We start from the raw sequence: 18,222 nt of genomic DNA, 5'->3' as shown, positions 1-18,222 counted from the left end.
CCATGTCCGTTGTATTGCTAAGCTGATTGATCCTTTAGATGGGTGTCGGCAAAATTCGGAGGATTAAACCAGTCTCCACTGATCGCCCATGTCGGGTCAAGCGGAACCCAGCTCTCGGAATCACTCAAATACACCTCATTCCACGCATGCGGACCGTACCCTCCCTGGCCGTTATAACCAAGTCCAGTAACAACTTTGACTTCAAGTCCTTGTGAACGGGCCATCACGGCGTAAAGACGGGCATAATCAATACATACGCCTTTGCGTGTATCAAATGTATTCTGTGGATTTTGTTCATGCCATATGCCCTTTTGCTCATAGTCATCCACTTTACCATAGTCATACTGAATACGTGAACCTACCCAGTCGTATAGCGCTCTTGCTTTGGCTTTATCTGTCGATTGGCCTTTGACAATCTCACTCGCTGCTGATTCAATGTCCGTCGGAATATTGTGGTCGATGACTTCATATTTGCGTTGCAGGATGCCGCCCAGTTCCTTCTGCACAGCCTGCGTAAAGACGGGTAGCTTGTCCTTGATGAACGTGCCAGACAACGGTTCGATAACCGATTTGGCCCCTTGCATATAGATCGGGGATGCTTCCACATATCGGCTGAACATGCTTCCAGGGTAAAGACTGACAATCATGAACAAAACTGCGATGACAATCATTCCGCGGACGGAGCCTATGATCGTGCCAATGAATGCACCCGTCAAGCGACTAAACATACCTTTAGGCGCACTTTCCTCGGCTGACCTCTGCCTGCTGCTAAAAATAAATGAAGAGAGAAACCCGAGAATCAGTCGGATGAGTCCATAGCTAAGTACAAATAATACAGCGAACCGCATCAGCGGAAAATCTGCAATCGCCGTAACCAACGTATAATACATCTGTTCCCACCGGTTCAACTCACGGTTAGGCATGGCTGAAGCATACTCAGACAGCCACTGCTGTACATATGGCGCAAGCCACAACGTTAAACCGATCGACAACAGAATACCAATGACCGCCATAATGCCATCCATCAGGAACCCAAAGAGTCTGCCTGCTGAACGTGAAGCCCCTCTGGACCAACCCTGCAATAATGAAGCAGCCACAATCAGCAACAGCATAATCGTGATGCCATTCAATTCCTTCAGGCTGTCCAGCCAATTCTGCAGCACGTACCGATTCCCCCTTTACTACGATGCTGGTGCTGTTTTGTTCTCCTGTGCCTGTTCGACAAACGTACGTATAGTTTCATTGTCGAGTTTCCATTCGCCAAGTGAAATTCCGCGGAAGGTCACATCAACTTTATCCGATTGAGTTCTGCCTTTAATCTCCACATTGGGACTTGTGATGGTGAACGCTCCATCCTGTCCTTTGACGTATTTCGCTTTGGAAGCCTCCTTAAGCATCATGCTGGTTGCTTCCTTCTTCAATGTGTCCATCGTGCTGGATTGTACGTCTGTCACTGTCTGTTTGATCTGATCAATGGAGATGCCGCTGTATATCAGTAGAGCCGCAATAATGATGATGGCAATCGCCCATTTCAATACGGTTTTGACCACATTTAGAACAAAGAACAATATGATCAATGCAACCACGATCACCAGCCAGTTCTGCATCACAAACTCTTTGATTACTTCTATGTTCATGACTACACCTTCCGTATTAGAATTCATTCGTAACACTCCCGAATATTATACATGATTTCCGAAGCTGCTGTCAGCTAAGCCCTCTCCCTTAAAAATAAACGGTCTAAGTTCGTCCCGCCGGGCGTACAAGTAGTACCATGAGGTTCTGCCGGGAGAACGGGGAACACGTTCAAGACCTGTAGTTTGAACATGCATCGCTTAACAAGGAGGGGCTTATGTGAAAACGGCCATCTGGCTATACCTGTTTTTGTTCCTTGCCGTATTTGATTTGCACGCCCAGTATCCCATTTTGACCCCTTTTGCCATCTCGCTGGGAGCCGCCCCTACTTTCATTGGCTGGATGATGGGCATCTATTCCTTAACACATCTTCCTGGCAATCTGATTGCTGGAACACAAATCGATAAACATGGCAGTCGCCGCTACATTGTATTCAGTCTGCTCGGTGCAGGATTCATCCTGCTCTTACAAGCCTATGTCCAGACACCATGGCAACTGCTGGCGCTGCGTTCCATCAGCGGTTTTGTACTGGCCTTCCTGTCTCCTGCATGTCTCGCTTTGCTTGCACAGTTATCCAGCGATCCGGTGAAACAGGGGAAGTATATGTCGGGTCATGGGGTAGTGCATACCCTTGCATCTGTCGTATCACCAGCAGCCGGTGCGATCATTGTGGGTTCCATGGGATTCTCTGCTACATTCTCAGGTTTGGGCTATCTGCTTATTCTCACAGGTGTCATTGCTTTCATGACGATGCCCCGTGGTATCGTCAAACAGCAGGAGAGAGTAACTGAACCTGCTAAACCTGACGCTTCACCAGCAGATGCCACAAGCGCATTCCTGCCGGTGTCCTGGCGATACTTTGCCTTGCCTCTGGTGATTGCCTGTGCCCAAGGGATTCTCTTCTTCGAATTACCCCTGCGGGGCGGAGGACAATCGTCCATCATGTCTACCGGACTGCTGTTCTCTATAATAAGTATTGGGGCACTCTTCACCCTCAGCATGTTATTTCTCAACCGGTATTCCCCCAAGCTGCGTCTGGTTGCGGGCGTGCTGTTAATGTCCTTGTGTTTTTTTGTGATGGCAGCCATTCCGCAAGTTCCGTTGTCTACTGTATTATTTGTACTTGGGATGTCCAAAGGCATCATCTTTCCAGCTATGGCAACCCTATTTATCCGTCTGAGCGGAGGAAGCAAGTTGGGCCGCATTTTCTCGTTGCAATCCATTGCCACCTCCATCGGCTCTTTCATCGGCCCCATCACAGCCGGGCAACTTCGTGTCGGGTTATCACCCTATTTCATCGCGTTTCTTTTGTTAATGATTGGTATGCTGCTGCTTCCATACTATACATCCAGACGCGAAGCTCCCCTGTCCGATCCGAAAAGTATATTGAATTAGGCCTGTATCAAGCTCTTCTTCCCTACTGTTATGACAGCAATTAGGTCTGTATTTTCATTAGCTTTGCATCATTCCCCCATTTACAGCTAAACTATATAAAATGGACTAACGTTTTACACGTTAATAAAAGCTAACTGGGAAATCTATCTTTTACAATCACCGAAGGTTTTATCTTATTGAAGACCATTAAGGTTGAACAATTAGCCAAAAGTAGTGAAGGGGACGGAATCGATTTTGAAGAAGCGGTAGCGTTCGCCTTTGTCTCCAAATATTAACTTTATAAAAGCAAATCAGAAATATATGGAGACAACAGCGATCGGAAGAACGATCCGTAACCGGAACGGCCACTAAAGCTATTACTGACCTAATGATGCATTTATGAAATAAGACCTCAAACTTGATGTGTTGTTCTATCCAGTTAGCAGTCGTGTAAAGAAAGGAGTCCATTTTATATAATCAGTCGATTTTCGCTGCAACATTTCCCGGGGAATGTCGACATAAGCTCTCGAACAAGAGGTGAATATCATGCCTATTCATGTCATTGTGGAAGGTAAGAATGACCGAAGCAAACTGAAACGTCTGGTTGGACCCGAAATCAACATTCTATGTACGTTTGGAACACTTAATTCCCTCAAACTGGAGACTCTGCGCAAGCAGGTCGGTTATGATGAAGTCTTTTTATTTATGGATAATGACAGTTCCGGCAAAAAAATTAGAGGTGTACTTCGGGATGCTTTCCCGGATGCAGTACAGATGTATACACGACGAGGATATGCGGGTGTGGAAGGAACACCTGATGAGTATATCATTGCCCAGCTGGAGAAGGCCGGGTTAGAGACATACATCCAATACCCTGAACATCCTTCCTATTAAAATGAAATACCAAAAGGCTGCCTTTGGATTGATATCCAACCAGAGGCAGCCTTTACAGTATGATGATCAGATGATTATTCCTTAATCAGATTGCGAATATCCTCGGCAATGACAGCAGGCACAACGTCCTCTGTATTAAATGCATTATATACCTTGCGTAGCTGGTTGTTCTCATCCACCAGACCAATCATATTCATATGGGCAAAATCATCCTTACTCTCCCCATCGATCAGGATCTGGAATGATTCCCTGGCGAACTGTTTTGTTTTGTCCATATCCCCTCGCAAGAAGTACCATCCGGAATAATCCGCGTGGAAACGGTCTGCAAACGTCTTAATCTTCTCTCTTGTATCGACTTTGGGGTCGAATGAAATAGATACAAATGAGACATCTTTACCAAAGGTGTCGTCCTCTTTCAACAGATCCTGCACCTGGGATAACGTAAAGGTCGTAATAGGGCAGACATCCGGACAACTGGTGAAATAAAAGTAGAACAAGCGGACTTTCCCTTGCGTATCCTCCAGCGATACTGTACTGCCATCTACATTTTCCATAGAAAAGGATTGGATTTCACGAATCTCGGGTAATTTTTCCTTACTGGCAAATACGGTGCCCCACATCAGATACACAGCCATAATCAGTGCGAGCCCGAGCAGCATCCATGTCCATTTGTACTTTTTCAGCATCTTCCTCGTCCCTTCTGCATCTTTTCTTATGAATACGCATACATATGTGAATCCAAAATCACGTCCGTTTCGCTTTATCCATCTACTGTGACATATGTATTCAAAGAAACCTACTTTTTATGAGATTCTATATTATTGTAACGGTTTAAAGGAACAATGCCCATAAATTATTTTAGCATTGTATATCATTCGAATAGTATCGTACGTTCTCTGGCGATTTTCTCACTGTATCCGATATAAAGTTTATCATAGGAAATGCCAAAATAGTTTGACAAACTACGTACATTTATTGGGTATGGCACAGGAAATTGTCATAACTTTGAAATTAGGGATGTTTTGCATCCTGACAAACGGATATTATACACTATATATGGGTATCACCTAGATAGAGAAGTAATATGCCTTAGAACGATATACCACACAAAGGAGACGTTTATGGATACCTCTACACATTTTGTCATGGGGATTGGTCTAGCCGGTCTGGCTTATGTCGATCCTGTCGTCGCGGCGAGTCCCATGCTTGCAGCTGCGGTAATGGTTGGCACGATCGCCGGTTCCCAGGCCCCGGACATTGATACTGCGTTACGTCTCAAAAGCAATTCGCTTTACATTCGGAATCATCGGGGCTTGTCACACTCTCTGCCATTTCTCCTGTTATGGGTATTGCTCATCACCGGCGTCATTGCACTGATATTCCCTGGTGTCCCTATTGGACACGTTGCCACCTGGACCGCTGTGGCCGTAGGCTTTCACGTATTCACCGATCTGTTCAACACCTATGGAACCCAAGCCGCCCGGCCTTTTACGGAACGCTGGATCGCCTGGAACATCATTCATATTTTTGATCCGTTTCTATTCACTACACATGTCATAGCTATCCTGTTATGGGCCTTTGATCTGATCGCCCCTGCACCACTCTTCGTTACGTTGTATAGTTTGACCGGTTTATATTATATATGGCGAACGATTGCTCGTGCACAAGCAGTCAGAAAAGTTAGACGTCTCGACAACAGCCCAGAGCAGGCAAGATACATCGTCATTCCAACGATATCCTGGAACCGCTGGCATGTGGTCAAACGAGTTGAGGACGGCAGTTATGTGATCGGTAAAATGGATGGTTCTAATCTGGTATGGAGTCTGCACGCCTCGTCTTCTACTCACGCGGCCGTTGCTGCTTCACGCAAATCGCCGGAAGTCAGTGCCTTCCTCTATTTCACCTCCTATGCGGTGGCAGAGGTTGAAGAACTGCCTGCTGGTTACAAGGTCCGCTGGGCAGATGTACGTTATCGACACCGGAAACAATATCCATTTGTCGCTGTGATTGTGATGGATCGGAATTTTGAGACGATTGATACGTATGTAGGCTGGTTAAGCGATGAGAAAATGGATAAAAAACTTTTATCTGCACGCCCTTGACGAAGTGAGCATGGCAAGGCACAATCAGACATAGGAACTGATACGCGAGAAAGCCCGGAGCGTTTCCGCTCCGGGCTTTCCGTTTATCCTGTTTTGTTGCTGTTGGTTAAAATGAATTATTTGCCAGACCCAGCCAGAGACTGCTCAGCGATTTGTACCAGACGTTTGGTGATATACCCACCCAAAGATCCTGTTTCACGGGAAGTGTAGTTACCATAGTAACCGTCTTGTGGGATAGTTACACCCAGTTCCTGTGCAGCCTCGATTTTCAATTGTTGCAGTGCTGAATTTGCCTGAGGTACCACCAAGTTGTTAGAACGAGATCCTTGAGCCATATTTATAATCTCCCTTCAATCTGTGTCTGTAATGTAATTGCAAGCTTGCAAGATTATTATGGCTCGTAGGCTACAGGTTATACGGAGTTTTACTAAATTTGTAGATGGAGGTTTTTCCCAATGAGTAAAGGCTTGTCTTTATGGTTCGCATTCTCTTCGATTATCTTGTTAACGGTTTCAGCAATTATGATCTCCTACTCCGGTTGGTTTGCTGCACTACTGTTTGTCCTGTCCATTGCCAACATTGGCTGGGGATTTGTGATTCGCGCCAAAAAAGAACGTCAGGAAGTTCGCTCGGCTGCTTCAGAGCCCACTTCTTGAGCAGGTCATTTGATAGTTCAATAATGAACACATGAATAAAGAGGAGTCCTTCAATAGGGCTCCTCTTTATTTATGTTAACTATTCATTGCATGAAATGAAGATCTTTGTTCAGGACTACTGTTTACGTCTCGGAACAAATCCCATACGTTCTTTCACTGCATCCAACGTTTGAGCAGCAACTTCTTCTGCACGACGGGCTGACGTATCCAGAACATCCGCCAATTCGCCAGACTCACGAATCTCATTATATCGTTGTTGCAGCGGTTCAATCACAGATACAACCACTTCAGCCAGTTCCTTTTTGAACGGACCATACATCTTGCCTTCATAACGCTCAGCTACTTCCTTAAGCGTCATACCTGCACATTCAGCATAAATACTCATCAGATTGCTGACTTCCGGTTTGTTTGCCGGATCATATACGACTTCACGTCCCGAATCTGTAGTGGCACGGCTGATTTTTTTGCGAATCACATCCGGCGGATCCAGCAGGGCAATATAGCTGCCAGCGTTAGGGTTACTTTTGCTCATTTTCGAAGAGGCATCATCAAGTGACATTACCCGTGCACCCACCTGCGGAATATACGGATCTGGAATGGTGAAGTACTCCCCATAACGGTGGTTAAAACGTCCTGCCAGATCACGTGTCAGTTCCAGATGCTGCTTCTGGTCCTCACCTACTGGTACAAGGTCAGCATTGTATAACAAAATATCAGCCGCCATTAATGATGGATACACAAACAGTCCGGCACCAACCGAATCTTTACCGGATGATTTATCCTTAAACTGAGTCATACGTTCAAGCTCACCCATGGAGGTCAGCGTTGTCATCAACCAGCCCAATTCGGCGTGCTGCGGTACATGGGATTGCAGAAATACGTTAGATTTCGAAGGATCAATGCCTGCTGCAATAAACAGCGCAGCTACCGCTTCCGACTGTTCACGCAATGCTGCTGGCTCCTGAGCCACGGTGATCGCATGAAGATCAACCACCATGAAATGACATTGATAGTCATGCTGAAGTTTTACAAAATTTTTGATTGCACCAATATAGTTGCCCAATGTGAGCTTACCGCTTGGCTGAATACCTGAAAGTACTGTTTTCATTACACATAACGCCTCCCTGATTGTATATAAAAAAACTCCTGCCATTCTCTGCGAACGCAAAAAGGCCCCACATCCGCAAGGGACGTGAGACCGTGGTGCCACCCTTATTCGCTTTTCTTCGACTGCTCCTGACCCTGAAATCAAGTCAAGCTGAAGAAATGCCTTCATTGTTCCGTAACGTGGATTATACGGCAGACTCTAGTGGGGCAAGCCCATCTCTGGCTTAACCTGTTCAAACCTACACTCAAGGGTCCATTCGGTAAAGAGCTCACACCGGTTCACATCAACCACCGGCTTTCTGGAGAGGATTCTCTTGGCCTACTTATCCCTGTCATCGATTTCATGTCATTTAATTCTAATAAATGCTTTTAGAGTTCCATCTTAATGCGCACAGGCGTGAATGTCAAAATGAGTTGAACTTTTTTACCCGAGACATCAAAATCTGTTATGATGGAATTGCTTATCCTGTTGCCTGCTTCACACGAAATAGCGCAGGAAATAGCTGGCATGTACACAACGACACGCCTGCAGCAGTAGCTTCATCACAACTGCTTGCAGACAGATTTCAAGTGGGAAAAGGAGCATCGATATGAAACAAGTGACCAAAGGCCAATGGAATGGTTACGACACGTATATCCTACATAGCCGTGAATTGGAAATCACCCTGCTGCCGCGTCTTGGAAATAATATTATTTCTATTCGCGATTTAGTGCAGGACAGAGATGTCGTCCGCCGTCCGGATGAAGACGATCTTGCCTTTTATCTGCAGAAGCCGTACCATTTTGGCGTTCCTCTCCTGATTCCACCAGGGCGCATTCATCGTGGACAATTCGAATATGAAGGCGTTCGTTACCAGTTCGATCAGAACACGGCGAATGACAACCATATTCACGGTCTCCACCGTACCCAATCCTGGTGTGTCAGTGACATTGAGGAAGATGAAGACGGCTGTGCAATTACGACTGAATTACTGACCAAAAATGAAGAGCATTGGATGGCCCAATTCCCGATTCCCCTAAAACTTGAGATGACGTTCAGTCTGCAAAACGCTGTATTTAGCCAGCGTCTGCGAGTCACCAATCTGAGCTCAACGCCTGCTCCTTTTGGGATGGGATATCATACATGGTTTTTGTTAGACGGCAAACCTGCCGACTGGACACTGCAACTTCCTGTTTCCGGAATATACGGACAGAATGAAGAACAACTACCGACAGGTGAACTGGAATCCCTGGGTGAATGGTCTGCTCTGAACGAAGGCATCAATTTGCAGGGACGTAACTGGGATACCCTGTTGAAAGCTAACGAAGGTGAACCGGCTACGGCTTACTTACGCAGGCAAGATGGGTATACATTGAAATATTCAGCAGATGAAACATTTTTCAAACATTGGGTTCTCTTTACCAAAGGTGAATCCGATCAGTTCTTGTGCATTGAACCGTACACTTGGCTCCCGGATGCACCTAATTTGGCTTTATCAGATGAACAAACCGGGTTGATTCGCTTGGAACCGGAACAGCCTGTTGAGTTATTTACACGTATTGAGGTTATACCTCCTACAGACTAAGCGAGCTGATCATGCTCTATTTTGCTTTTACGCATATCACCCTATATTTTGATATCCAAATACAACTTGCCGACCCGCATTGGGTCGGCTTTTTTATGTGTCCTGTGCACTGATAGTTATCCATATTTTCCCTTACGCCATATCATGTATATTTCCGTATTCTCTAACCATACTAACATCACCAACCCATAAGGAGGTGACACATATGTACGGAAGTCAAAACCAAGGTAGCGGTAGCCGCTCCAACAACCTGGTCGTTCCCCAAGCAACAGCAGCATTGCAACAATTGAAAATTGAAGCTGCTCAAGAGCTGGGTGTAACTATTCCACAAGATGGTTACTACGGTAACTATACTTCCCGTGAGACAGGTTCTCTGGGTGGATACATCACTAAACGTCTGGTGCAAATCGCTGAGCAGCAATTATCGGGTCGTTCGTAAGCTCGTAATTATTGCTTGAGCCTAAGCAGAATCCAAAAGTAAAAGCGGCCTTCTTCGGAAGTGCCGCTTTCTCTTGTGCAACGAATTATGAGCTCGACTCCATATCTGAATCCTTGTATGTATTGGTTCTAGGGTAACGAATCATCAGGCTCGCCATATTGTAATTAGACTCCATTGTTGCATCTACCAAAATCATACCTTGTCTTACTGTGAAGTCGTACGATATTTCGCCATGTGTCCAATTACGTTTGAATTTCAACGTCTCCAGTGCCATTGCCCGGAAAGAAGTTCTCTGGGTTTCGTTTAGCCCCCCTTCCTCCACATCCATCTGCCCATCTCGTCCAGCTATCGGATTATGTCGAATACCGAATTTCCCAATTACGTTGTTTCGTATTTGCACAAAAACTACCCCTGAATCTAACCCTGACAACTCATGATCAAGTTCTTTGAATACCAGATCCAACTGTCTTGCTAATGAAAGCTCATCAATTTTCATATTAACACTCTCCTTATATGCTTATAGTCCTATACAGCAAGGACTTACGACTCATTATATGACATCATATGTGCTCATTCAACAAAGAACGGCAAAGTTGGGTATTTCTAACTATGATTTGCACAATTAATTGCCATTACGCTCCCTTAAACTGAGCTTTTTCAATTAATTACGACAAAATCTTCGAGAATCGAAAATGAGGATTCTGTACAAAAAAAGGCTGCAATCCTGTGTCTGTTAACACGGAATTGCAACCTATATATATATATTCAACCTATTATATTCAACCTATTTTTCGGTTGCTGTCATCTGCAGAAACTGCTCAATATCGGCAATAACCAAGTCCGCAGCATTTTGCCAGAATTCCGGTTGTGTCAGGTCCGTACCCAGATGTTTCTGAGCAAGTTCTTCGACCGTCATACGCCCTGTATCCCGCAACAAATCATCGTATTTATCTGCAAATGCTGTACCTTCCTGCTGTGCTCTCGCATAGATTCCCGCACTGAACATATAACCGAACGTGTATGGGAAATTATAGAATGGCACACCCGTCAGATAGAAATGCAGTTTGGATGCCCAGAAATGAGGATGATCTGATGCAAGTACACCGCAGAACGCTTCCCGCTGCGCCTCCACCATTAATTTGGATAATTCATCCGCGTTGACCAAGCCTTTTTTGCGTTGTTCATAGAAACGATTCTCAAACAGGAAACGGGCATGGATGTTCATAAAGAAAGCCACACTTCGCTGTATCTTGTCTTCCAGCAAAGCCAGCTTCTCTTGCTCATCTGTTGCCGCCTGCACCAGGGCATCTGCTACAATCAGTTCAGCAAACGTGGACGCTGTCTCAGCCACATTCATCGCATAACGTTGATTCAATGCAGGCAACTCTTCCATAATGTGTTGATGATATCCATGCCCAAGTTCATGCGCAAGAGTCGACACATTAGATGGTGTCCCGGAGAAGGTCATGAAAATCCGGGTTGCTTTGCTAAGTGGCAAAGACGTACAGAATCCGCCTGGACGCTTGCCAGGACGGTCTTCTGCTTCGATCCAGCGTTTCTCAAAAGCCATCTCTGCAAACGAGGAAAGTTTAGGACTGAACTTGGCAAACTGTTCAACAATATTGATGGCTGCCTCATCGTAAGTGATTTTGCCACTCGATTTACCTACAGGTGCATCTACGTCGCTCCAGCTGAGCTTGTCTACCCCCAGCAATTCTGCCTTGCGCTCCAGATATTGAACAAGTGCAGGTTTGGCACCATTAATCACATCCCACATCGTATCCAGTGTCTGACGTGACATCCGGTTGATGGCCAGAGGTTCTTTGAGGATATCATCCCAGCCACGTTTCTCATATAACTTCAGACGGAATCCCGCGAGGTGATTCAGCGTGTCAGCACAGAAATCTTCGACATCGGTCCAAGCTTGCTCCCAGTTTGCGAATACCGTCTCGCGTACATTCCGATCACTATCACTCAGCTTGTTGGCAGCCTGTCCTGCGGAGAGCATCACCGTTTCCCCATCTTGCTCAAATGGAATGTTCACCTTGCTGACAATCGTGTTATAGAATTTGCCCCAACCATGGTAACCATCCACACCCAGATCCAGTGCAAGGCCTTCCAGTTCAGGCGACAGCTTCTCACGAGCCAGCGTACGACTCTCGTTTAATACAAATGCCAGCGGCTCAATATCTTCCCGAGCAATCCACGCGTCCCAAACCGAATCCAATGTCTGACTGAGTGTATTATCAAACTTCGATTTGCTGCCGTTCAACATCGCTGCAATAGAACTAATGGCGCCCTGAAGCTGCGTTGCCTTTTTGTCCTTCTGGTTTTGTGATGAGAGGCAGGATACAAACGCAGAACCTTCCGATATGCGGACATAGCAGCTTTGCAGCAGTTCCAAAATGGGATCAAATGCAGCCGTCTCTTCTAATGAAGTCGGTGCAGCTGTTTCGTTCAACAGATGTTGCAGTTTACGTACATCCTCTTCCAGTTCAATCAGATACGCAGCAAATGTCTCGGAGGAAGAACCTCCCCTAAAAATGGACTCCAGATCCCATACGGGGTGTAATGGCGTTTTCATTTAATAAGGCACCTCTCTCTATAAATTGGATGGTTAGGATTGAATTAAAAACTGGTTTTCTGTGAGCCATATCTCTATACTAGAGAAATACTTATAGCAACCTTCAGGAGGTAAACGTATGAAACCTTTACAAGTATCGGCTGATACAGCCGTCAAATTAGCAGAATCCCTGGGCGTACCTTTGGAGCACCTGATGCACATGCCCCAACATATCCTGATGCAGAAGATTGCGGAACTCGCCAAACAAGAAACCTCCAAACCTTCCGCACCAGAAGGCGAACAAGAATGATTCCGTTTGAGAACAGCTGGCCTTACGATATTGTGATGGGAGACATCTATGTACAGCAATGTCCCTACTGTCACGCAAGCAACGTGCTGCTCCCCCTCAAACCCAAAGAGCTTGTGCTCATTCGCGAAGGCAAAAAGAAATTACTGGTCTTTCCCTGCTGTAATACAAGCATGACCGTGATCGACAACGACAGTGACTATTTGTTATCCAGCCGTCCTGTCCGTAACTAATGTAAGATCAACCTAGAGGGGGCTGCGCTTTGCAGCCTCTTTGTCTGTTTCCAGCATCTCTTCAGGGAGTTCCAACTTACTTGAAATCATCTGCTCACGCAGCACGGCCCACTGTTCCCTTGAAGCACGAATCATGGCCGCATCTGTGATCCGCTTGTCATGAATGACCTTGCTGAACCATTGCACTGCTTCATTAAACCGTCCTACCCTGCGGTTCAATTCCCCGAGCAAATACAACAGTTTGGCTTCATTGCCACCCGTTCCTTCACGTTCGAACACCTTCACATAGGCTTCCAGGCTAAATTCAAGAAAACGATGTTCCTGTGCATGGTCCTCCATATAACGATACAACCAAGCTATATGATGCAACAGACCAGCGACGACACGATCTTTCTCCCGGATAACCTGTGCGCACAGCAAGGCAAGCTTGTACGTTGCCAGCGCCTGTTCCAGTGTTCGTGCTCCGCTATAATCACGTTTAACCCAGCGGTTACCGATCTGTTCCTTAAAAGCCTTGCGCTGAGCATCATTTAGATGCTCCGTTGCGTTCTCCGTCGTGGCAAACCCGCACTGCGGACAGATGCGAACCACATAAAAATCTGGATTCTCCAGCTTGTAGTAAGCACAAAAATCCGAATCCGTCCGGTAGGGCCTTTTCAAACTCGGTCTTACCCGTGAGGTTTCATACTCGGTTTCGCAATAATGGCAGGTCACTTTCACCTTATACAGCGGCTCTAATTCCAATCTATTCCATCCCTCTCCCGTACGCTTGTAATCATATTCGGATCTACGGTGTATTCACAAAATGATGTGCAGGCCCGGATAAACGCTGCAGGATAAACGAATGCAAGGGCTCCTCCACACCAATCTGTGTTAAGGCTTGATCCATACATGCAAGCCAAGCCTCAGCCCGTTCAACCGTCACTTCAAAATGCATATGACGGGCACGCATCATCGGATGTCCAAACGCCTCGGAAAACAGCCCTGGTCCTCCAAAAAACTGAGACAAAAACATATACTGCTTGTCGATGACCGGCTGAATATCTTCCGGGAAAAGCGGAGCCAGCTGCTCATTCTGCTGAACGATCGGATAGAAAGCCTCGACCAATGCGCGAACACCTTTCTCACCGCCAAGATTGTCATAAATACTCAAACTGGGATTCATTCGTCTGATTCCCCTTTCTGATGTCGAATTTTGCCATATATTACACGTTCCGTGAACATTGTGAAAACAGTAACAATATCCAGGCCACAAAAGCCTTTATCTCCATTCTATCAAAAAAAACCAAAAAGTCCTATATAACATGAAATCATCAGGACATGTAACCTGCCATCTGTGTATAGGACCTTATTCAAAATGTAACACAAAAAAAGCGCCAACCGCTTGGGTTGGCGCACTAGATATTTCATTAATAACTCCGCCAGTCCTCTTCCTCAGAGCGTACCAGCGAGGCACGTATCACATATACAAAAGCACAGACCAGGATTCCGGTGACAAGACTCATGATCATCACTCCATCCGAATTGAATTCCACCTTGGAGACAATTAGGTGACGTTCAGGCGTTTTTCTCATTTTAGCACACATCACTCAAAAACACAGCCACTTTTGCAAGCGCTTTCTACGTATAATTTTGTACTGTTTGTCCACTTTTTTTCATATATTGATGGCAATAACACCACAGACTTCCGCACACCGACCATTCCAAAAATAAAGGAGAAGAATTCATGGCTGCTTCACAACGACTCACCCATGTCCTGGTCACACTCGCTCTCCTGACCCTTTGTGTGTTAATGGTCTTGTATCCAGCGGAAACCTGGCATGCAGGTGTACGCGGACTGTCCATCTGGTGGGACGTATTGTTTCCCTCCCTTTTTCCTTTTTTGGTGCTGTCCGAGCTGCTGCTCGGCTTTGGCATTGTTCATTTTCTAGGTACCTTGCTGAATCCACTGATGCGTCCATTGTTTCGTGTTCCCGGAAGCGGTGGTTTTGTATTTGCCGTGAGCTGTGCATCCGGTTATCCTACAGGGGCGAAACTGACCGCTCAGTTATGGGAACAAAAGCTGGTTACCCGGGAAGAAGGAGAACGGCTCGTTGCCTTCACTACATCATCCGATCCGATCTTCATGATTGGAGCGGTATCGGTTGGGTTCTTCCATAATGTCGCCATTGCTCCAGTATTGGTTGCGAGCCATTACGCTGCAGCTTTTCTGGTGGGTATGCTCATGCGTTTTCACGGGGGTACAGCAAAAGGCTCACACCCAGACAGTTCTTCTGGATCTCCATCGGAGGGGATACCTAGAAACAGACTGGTCCGGGCCATCTATGCGATGCATGAAGCAAGAAAAGCTGACGGACGTGCATTCGGTGAACTGCTGCGCCAGGCAGTCTCCTCATCCCTTCGCCTTATTATTATCGTAGGAGGGCTGGTTGTATTCTTCTCGGTCATGATGGAGCTACTTGTCCAGACCGGTTGGCTTGGCGGATTATACGGGATAACCGAGCAATTGTTACGACATAGCGGACTGCCTCCATCCTTATCTCCTAGCTTGGTCGGTGGGCTGTTTGAAGTAACGCTGGGGAACAAAGAGGCTGGGAGTGCCGGGGCATCCATCCCACTCGTCTATAAAGTAGCAGCAGCAGCCTTTGTTCTCTCTTGGGGTGGATTATCCGTCCATGCACAGATTATGAGTGTTCTTAGCAACACACCCATGAGATACGGTCCATTTCTATTTGCCAGAGCAATCCATGCGCTAATCGCACCTGTGCTGGTCCTGCTGTTATGGACACCCATGATGGGGCGTTCCTCTTCACCCGTTCTCATGGAGCCCGGTTTCATCCCATCGTTATCAACGTATACACCGGACTGGGGACTGATTTTCTTATCCGGAATGATTGTTTTTGTAAGCCTCATCGTGTTGTTGTTATTCCTTGCAATATTAAGTTCCATTCTCAAGCCTAGACGACATGCCAAAAAATAAGTGAACGATTCATCTATATTTAACTGAATATGCGCCCAAACGTTGTGTTCTTCCGCGGAATTGATTATCATCGGTAGTATAATGACCACAAAGGAGCTTTCATCTTGAGATACTATGTTCAAGACCGCGGAGACCAGTTATCGATTGATCTCAGTCAGCAGTTTCACGCGCTGGCGAAGGAAGAAGGGTTCAAGCTGGATGCAGAATCGCCGGAGATTGTTATCTCCATCGGGGGCGATGGTACGATGCTACAAGCATTTCACAATTTCATCGACCGCATTCCGGATATTGCTTTTGTTGGGGTTCATACAGGCCATCTCGGCTTTTACGCCGATTGGAAGAAGGAAGAATTACGCGAGTTAGTCAGGCTGATGAGTGGCAAGGGAGATCCGGAGCGTCTCAAACCACGTATTGTACAATACCCACTCTTGGAGCTTGAGATTCGTAAAAAGTCGGGGAATTCCTCTTACATCGCCCTTAATGAATTTACGTTAAAAGGTGTAGACGGTACCGTCGTAGCCCAGGTCGATATTAACGATGTGACATTTGAGATGTTCCGTGGGGATGGCATCTGTGTATCCACGCCATCAGGCAGCACGGCATACAACAAGGCCCTTGGCGGTGCCATGGTTCATCCAACCATCGAGGCGATTCAGATTGCGGAGATTGCATCGATTAATAACCGGGTCTATCGTACACTTGGTTCACCGGTTATTTTGCCCAAGCATCATCATTGTGATATTTTCTCCCGCAAGGATCAGCGGTTATTGATGACGATTGATCATGTGAATGTGATGGTGGAGGATCTGATCTCCGTCCGTTGTCAGGTATCCAGTCACAAGGTCAGTTTCGCACGTTTCCGCCCTTATCCATTCTGGAACCGGGTTCGCACGGCATTTCTTGACTAAAATAAACACACCAAAAAAGCGGTCCTTCTCAGGAACCGCTTTTTGCTTTGGCTTGAGGTTGATCCTTGCTCTTCTGAAGCACAAAGTACGCACAGCCAAAGTTACAATATTCATTGATATAATCCACCATACTGGCAATCGTGGAATCCTTCGTTGCTTTTGGATGGTTATCACGGTAAAAACCTTTTAACCTCAACTGGCTATAACCCCAGTCTCCGATAATATAATCATAACGCTCCAGCACTTCACTGTAACGATCACGGAAAACCTCTGGATTCCAGCCCTCTTTGTGGTTCTGGACGATTTCATAATTTTTGCCGCCGATCTGTACAATGACCGGTTCTTTGGGCTTTTCCTCAACTGATTCAACAACTGATTCCTGAACCGACTCCTGGATCTGCTCCTGAAGTTGGTCCTGAATCTGTTCTGTGATTTTTTCTTCTTCCAATCCGGTATCCTCCATCACGCGTGTGTTGCCGCCTGTTCAGCATGTTTGGTAGCCGATTTCACCTGTTCATGCGCATGGTAGGAGCTGCGTACCATCGGGCCGGATTCGACGTGGCTGAACCCACGTTTTAATCCTTCCTGTTTCAATGTAGCAAACTCCTCTGGCGGATAATACTTTTCAACATACAGATGTTTCTCCGATGGCTGCAAATATTGACCAATCGTCATAATATCACAGTTCACCGCACGAAGATCATCCATTGTTGATAAAATTTCATTATATTCCTCACCTACACCAAGCATAATGCTTGATTTCGTAGGGATGTTAGGTTGCATTTCTTTGGCACGAGCAAGCAATTCCAGTGAACGTTTATATTTTGCCTTGGCACGCACTTTGTCTGACAACCGCTCAACCGTCTCAATATTGTGATTCAAAATGTCCGGTTTGGCATCCATTACAATCTGCAAAGATTCCCGATCACCCAGAAAGTCTGGAATGAGTACTTCAACGCTACACAATGGCAACCGTCGTCTTACGGCCTTCACGGTCTCTGCAAAAATCGTAGCTCCCCCATCCTTCAGGTCATCACGGGCTACACTTGTAATTACGCAGTGTTGCAGATTCATCTGCTCTGCTGCTTCCGCCACACGTTCTGGTTCCTGCAAATCAAGCTCCGTTGGCAAGCCTGTATTCACCGCGCAAAAACGGCATGCCCTTGTGCAAATGTCGCCCAAAATCATAAAAGTGGCCGTTCGATTGGCCCAGCATTCATAAATATTCGGACACCGTGCTTCCTCACATACCGTATGCAGCGTTTTGGAACGCATCATCGTTTTCATTTCCTGATAGTTATCGCCGGTTGTCAATTTGATCCGAATCCAATCCGGCTTCGGTTCTTTAACACGTTTAGCCAATGCATAAACCTTCTTTCTACTGAAGTTAGGCTGTTGCTCGGAACATATTATACCATGAAAGCGCTGGAAAAACCCCCATTTGTCACATCTTGTGCAT

General features: G+C 46.1%; 22 protein-coding genes and 1 other annotated feature. Of the genes, 10 read left to right on the top strand and 12 right to left on the bottom strand.

Annotation, left to right across the window (positions count from 1 at the left end; translation table 11 throughout):
- Positions 1 to 17: 17 nt before the first annotated feature.
- Positions 18 to 1,163, bottom strand: a complete 1,146-nt coding sequence (locus tag MKY28_RS01165) for a transglutaminase domain-containing protein (protein ID WP_253503187.1) — start codon at positions 1,161 to 1,163, stop codon at positions 18 to 20.
- Between the two features lie 18 nt (positions 1,164 to 1,181).
- Positions 1,182 to 1,664 (bottom strand): ATPase, encoded by a 483-nt coding sequence (locus MKY28_RS01160; RefSeq protein WP_174806458.1) that lies wholly within the window; start codon positions 1,662 to 1,664, stop codon positions 1,182 to 1,184.
- A 190-nt stretch (positions 1,665 to 1,854) separates the two neighbouring features.
- Here MKY28_RS01160 and MKY28_RS01155 point away from each other — a divergent pair, with 190 nt between their 5' ends.
- Both MKY28_RS01155 and MKY28_RS01150 read left to right on the top strand, forming a co-directional pair.
- Positions 1,855 to 3,030 carry an MFS transporter gene (locus tag MKY28_RS01155; protein ID WP_047841308.1) on the top strand — a complete coding sequence of 392 codons (1,176 nt, stop codon included), beginning with the start codon at positions 1,855 to 1,857 and terminating at the stop codon, positions 3,028 to 3,030.
- A gap of 525 nt (positions 3,031 to 3,555) precedes the next feature.
- On the top strand, positions 3,556 to 3,903 hold the full coding sequence (locus MKY28_RS01150) for a toprim domain-containing protein (RefSeq protein ID WP_036605733.1): 348 nt from the start codon (positions 3,556 to 3,558) through the stop codon (positions 3,901 to 3,903).
- Positions 3,904 to 3,977: 74 nt separating this feature from the next.
- On the opposite strand, the gene MKY28_RS01145 is transcribed toward MKY28_RS01150, so the two are convergent.
- On the bottom strand, positions 3,978 to 4,589 hold the full coding sequence (locus MKY28_RS01145) for an SCO family protein (protein ID WP_036605732.1): 612 nt from the start codon (positions 4,587 to 4,589) through the stop codon (positions 3,978 to 3,980).
- A gap of 435 nt (positions 4,590 to 5,024) precedes the next feature.
- Between MKY28_RS01145 and MKY28_RS01140 the strand changes: the two genes are divergently transcribed.
- Complete coding sequence (locus MKY28_RS01140) at positions 5,025 to 6,005, top strand: metal-dependent hydrolase (protein WP_036605731.1); 981 nt, start codon at positions 5,025 to 5,027, stop codon at positions 6,003 to 6,005.
- Between the two features lie 116 nt (positions 6,006 to 6,121).
- On the opposite strand, the gene MKY28_RS01135 is transcribed toward MKY28_RS01140, so the two are convergent.
- Positions 6,122 to 6,340, bottom strand: coding sequence for an alpha/beta-type small acid-soluble spore protein (locus MKY28_RS01135; RefSeq protein ID WP_017692386.1), 219 nt, complete (start codon positions 6,338 to 6,340; stop codon positions 6,122 to 6,124).
- Between the two features lie 120 nt (positions 6,341 to 6,460).
- Between MKY28_RS01135 and MKY28_RS01130 the strand changes: the two genes are divergently transcribed.
- A complete protein-coding gene (locus MKY28_RS01130) occupies positions 6,461 to 6,661 on the top strand; it encodes a hypothetical protein (protein ID WP_017692385.1) in 201 nt (66 codons plus the stop codon).
- Positions 6,662 to 6,776: 115 nt separating this feature from the next.
- Here MKY28_RS01130 and trpS read toward each other — a convergent pair whose 3' ends face one another.
- Positions 6,777 to 7,769, bottom strand: a complete 993-nt coding sequence (gene trpS, locus MKY28_RS01125; protein ID WP_036605729.1) for a tryptophan--tRNA ligase — start codon at positions 7,767 to 7,769, stop codon at positions 6,777 to 6,779.
- A 75-nt stretch (positions 7,770 to 7,844) separates the two neighbouring features.
- Positions 7,845 to 8,113: a binding site (T-box leader), on the bottom strand.
- A gap of 245 nt (positions 8,114 to 8,358) precedes the next feature.
- Here trpS and MKY28_RS01120 point away from each other — a divergent pair.
- Both MKY28_RS01120 and MKY28_RS01115 read left to right on the top strand, forming a co-directional pair.
- On the top strand, positions 8,359 to 9,333 hold the full coding sequence (locus MKY28_RS01120) for an aldose 1-epimerase (protein WP_340934466.1): 975 nt from the start codon (positions 8,359 to 8,361) through the stop codon (positions 9,331 to 9,333).
- A 205-nt stretch (positions 9,334 to 9,538) separates the two neighbouring features.
- On the top strand, positions 9,539 to 9,772 hold the full coding sequence (locus MKY28_RS01115) for an alpha/beta-type small acid-soluble spore protein (RefSeq protein ID WP_047841310.1): 234 nt from the start codon (positions 9,539 to 9,541) through the stop codon (positions 9,770 to 9,772).
- Between the two features lie 85 nt (positions 9,773 to 9,857).
- Here MKY28_RS01115 and MKY28_RS01110 read toward each other — a convergent pair whose 3' ends face one another.
- Together MKY28_RS01110 and MKY28_RS01105 are read right to left on the bottom strand one after the other, a co-directional pair.
- Positions 9,858 to 10,268 (bottom strand): O-methyltransferase, encoded by a 411-nt coding sequence (locus MKY28_RS01110; protein ID WP_340934464.1) that lies wholly within the window; start codon positions 10,266 to 10,268, stop codon positions 9,858 to 9,860.
- A gap of 288 nt (positions 10,269 to 10,556) precedes the next feature.
- Positions 10,557 to 12,356, bottom strand: a complete 1,800-nt coding sequence (locus MKY28_RS01105; protein WP_340934463.1) for a M3 family oligoendopeptidase — start codon at positions 12,354 to 12,356, stop codon at positions 10,557 to 10,559.
- Positions 12,357 to 12,474: 118 nt separating this feature from the next.
- Here MKY28_RS01105 and MKY28_RS01100 point away from each other — a divergent pair, with 118 nt between their 5' ends.
- Both MKY28_RS01100 and MKY28_RS01095 read left to right on the top strand, forming a co-directional pair.
- Positions 12,475 to 12,645, top strand: a complete 171-nt coding sequence (locus MKY28_RS01100; RefSeq protein ID WP_074096390.1) for a YycC family protein — start codon at positions 12,475 to 12,477, stop codon at positions 12,643 to 12,645.
- On the top strand, positions 12,642 to 12,875 hold the full coding sequence (locus MKY28_RS01095; RefSeq protein ID WP_017692378.1) for a hypothetical protein: 234 nt from the start codon (positions 12,642 to 12,644) through the stop codon (positions 12,873 to 12,875). The genes MKY28_RS01100 and MKY28_RS01095 overlap by 4 nt, the downstream gene beginning before the upstream one ends.
- Before the next feature lie 12 nt (positions 12,876 to 12,887).
- Here MKY28_RS01095 and MKY28_RS01090 read toward each other — a convergent pair whose 3' ends face one another.
- The 3 genes from MKY28_RS01090 to MKY28_RS01080 all read right to left on the bottom strand — a co-directional run bounded on the left by MKY28_RS01090 (position 12,888) and on the right by MKY28_RS01080 (position 14,449).
- Positions 12,888 to 13,619: a DUF2225 domain-containing protein gene (locus tag MKY28_RS01090; RefSeq protein WP_036605724.1), complete on the bottom strand. Its 732-nt coding sequence runs from the start codon at positions 13,617 to 13,619 to the stop codon at positions 12,888 to 12,890.
- 43 nt (positions 13,620 to 13,662) lie between these two features.
- Positions 13,663 to 14,040: a globin domain-containing protein gene (locus MKY28_RS01085; protein ID WP_036605723.1), complete on the bottom strand. Its 378-nt coding sequence runs from the start codon at positions 14,038 to 14,040 to the stop codon at positions 13,663 to 13,665.
- 244 nt (positions 14,041 to 14,284) lie between these two features.
- Positions 14,285 to 14,449, bottom strand: coding sequence for a hypothetical protein (locus MKY28_RS01080; protein ID WP_155984997.1), 165 nt, complete (start codon positions 14,447 to 14,449; stop codon positions 14,285 to 14,287).
- 152 nt (positions 14,450 to 14,601) lie between these two features.
- Here MKY28_RS01080 and ylbJ point away from each other — a divergent pair, with 152 nt between their 5' ends.
- Both ylbJ and MKY28_RS01070 read left to right on the top strand, forming a co-directional pair.
- The gene (ylbJ, locus tag MKY28_RS01075; protein ID WP_076319834.1) at positions 14,602 to 15,855 is read left to right on the top strand and encodes a sporulation integral membrane protein YlbJ; all 1,254 of its coding nucleotides are present in this window, start codon (positions 14,602 to 14,604) and stop codon (positions 15,853 to 15,855) included.
- Between the two features lie 104 nt (positions 15,856 to 15,959).
- A complete protein-coding gene (locus MKY28_RS01070) occupies positions 15,960 to 16,763 on the top strand; it encodes an NAD kinase (protein WP_036673293.1) in 804 nt (267 codons plus the stop codon).
- A gap of 28 nt (positions 16,764 to 16,791) precedes the next feature.
- Here the strand turns inward: MKY28_RS01070 and MKY28_RS01065 are convergent, their stop codons facing one another.
- Positions 16,792 to 17,211 carry a YutD family protein gene (locus MKY28_RS01065; protein WP_340934459.1) on the bottom strand — a complete coding sequence of 140 codons (420 nt, stop codon included), beginning with the start codon at positions 17,209 to 17,211 and terminating at the stop codon, positions 16,792 to 16,794.
- Between the two features lie 14 nt (positions 17,212 to 17,225).
- Complete coding sequence (gene lipA / locus MKY28_RS01060) at positions 17,226 to 18,125, bottom strand: lipoyl synthase (protein ID WP_340018474.1); 900 nt, start codon at positions 18,123 to 18,125, stop codon at positions 17,226 to 17,228.
- Positions 18,126 to 18,222: the final 97 nt, after the last annotated feature.

This window comes from Paenibacillus sp. FSL R5-0473 (assembly GCF_038004565.1).
GTDB classification, from domain to species: Bacteria; Bacillota; Bacilli; order Paenibacillales; family Paenibacillaceae; genus Paenibacillus; species Paenibacillus amylolyticus.
This window is presented reverse-complemented; position numbering and strand designations above follow the sequence as displayed.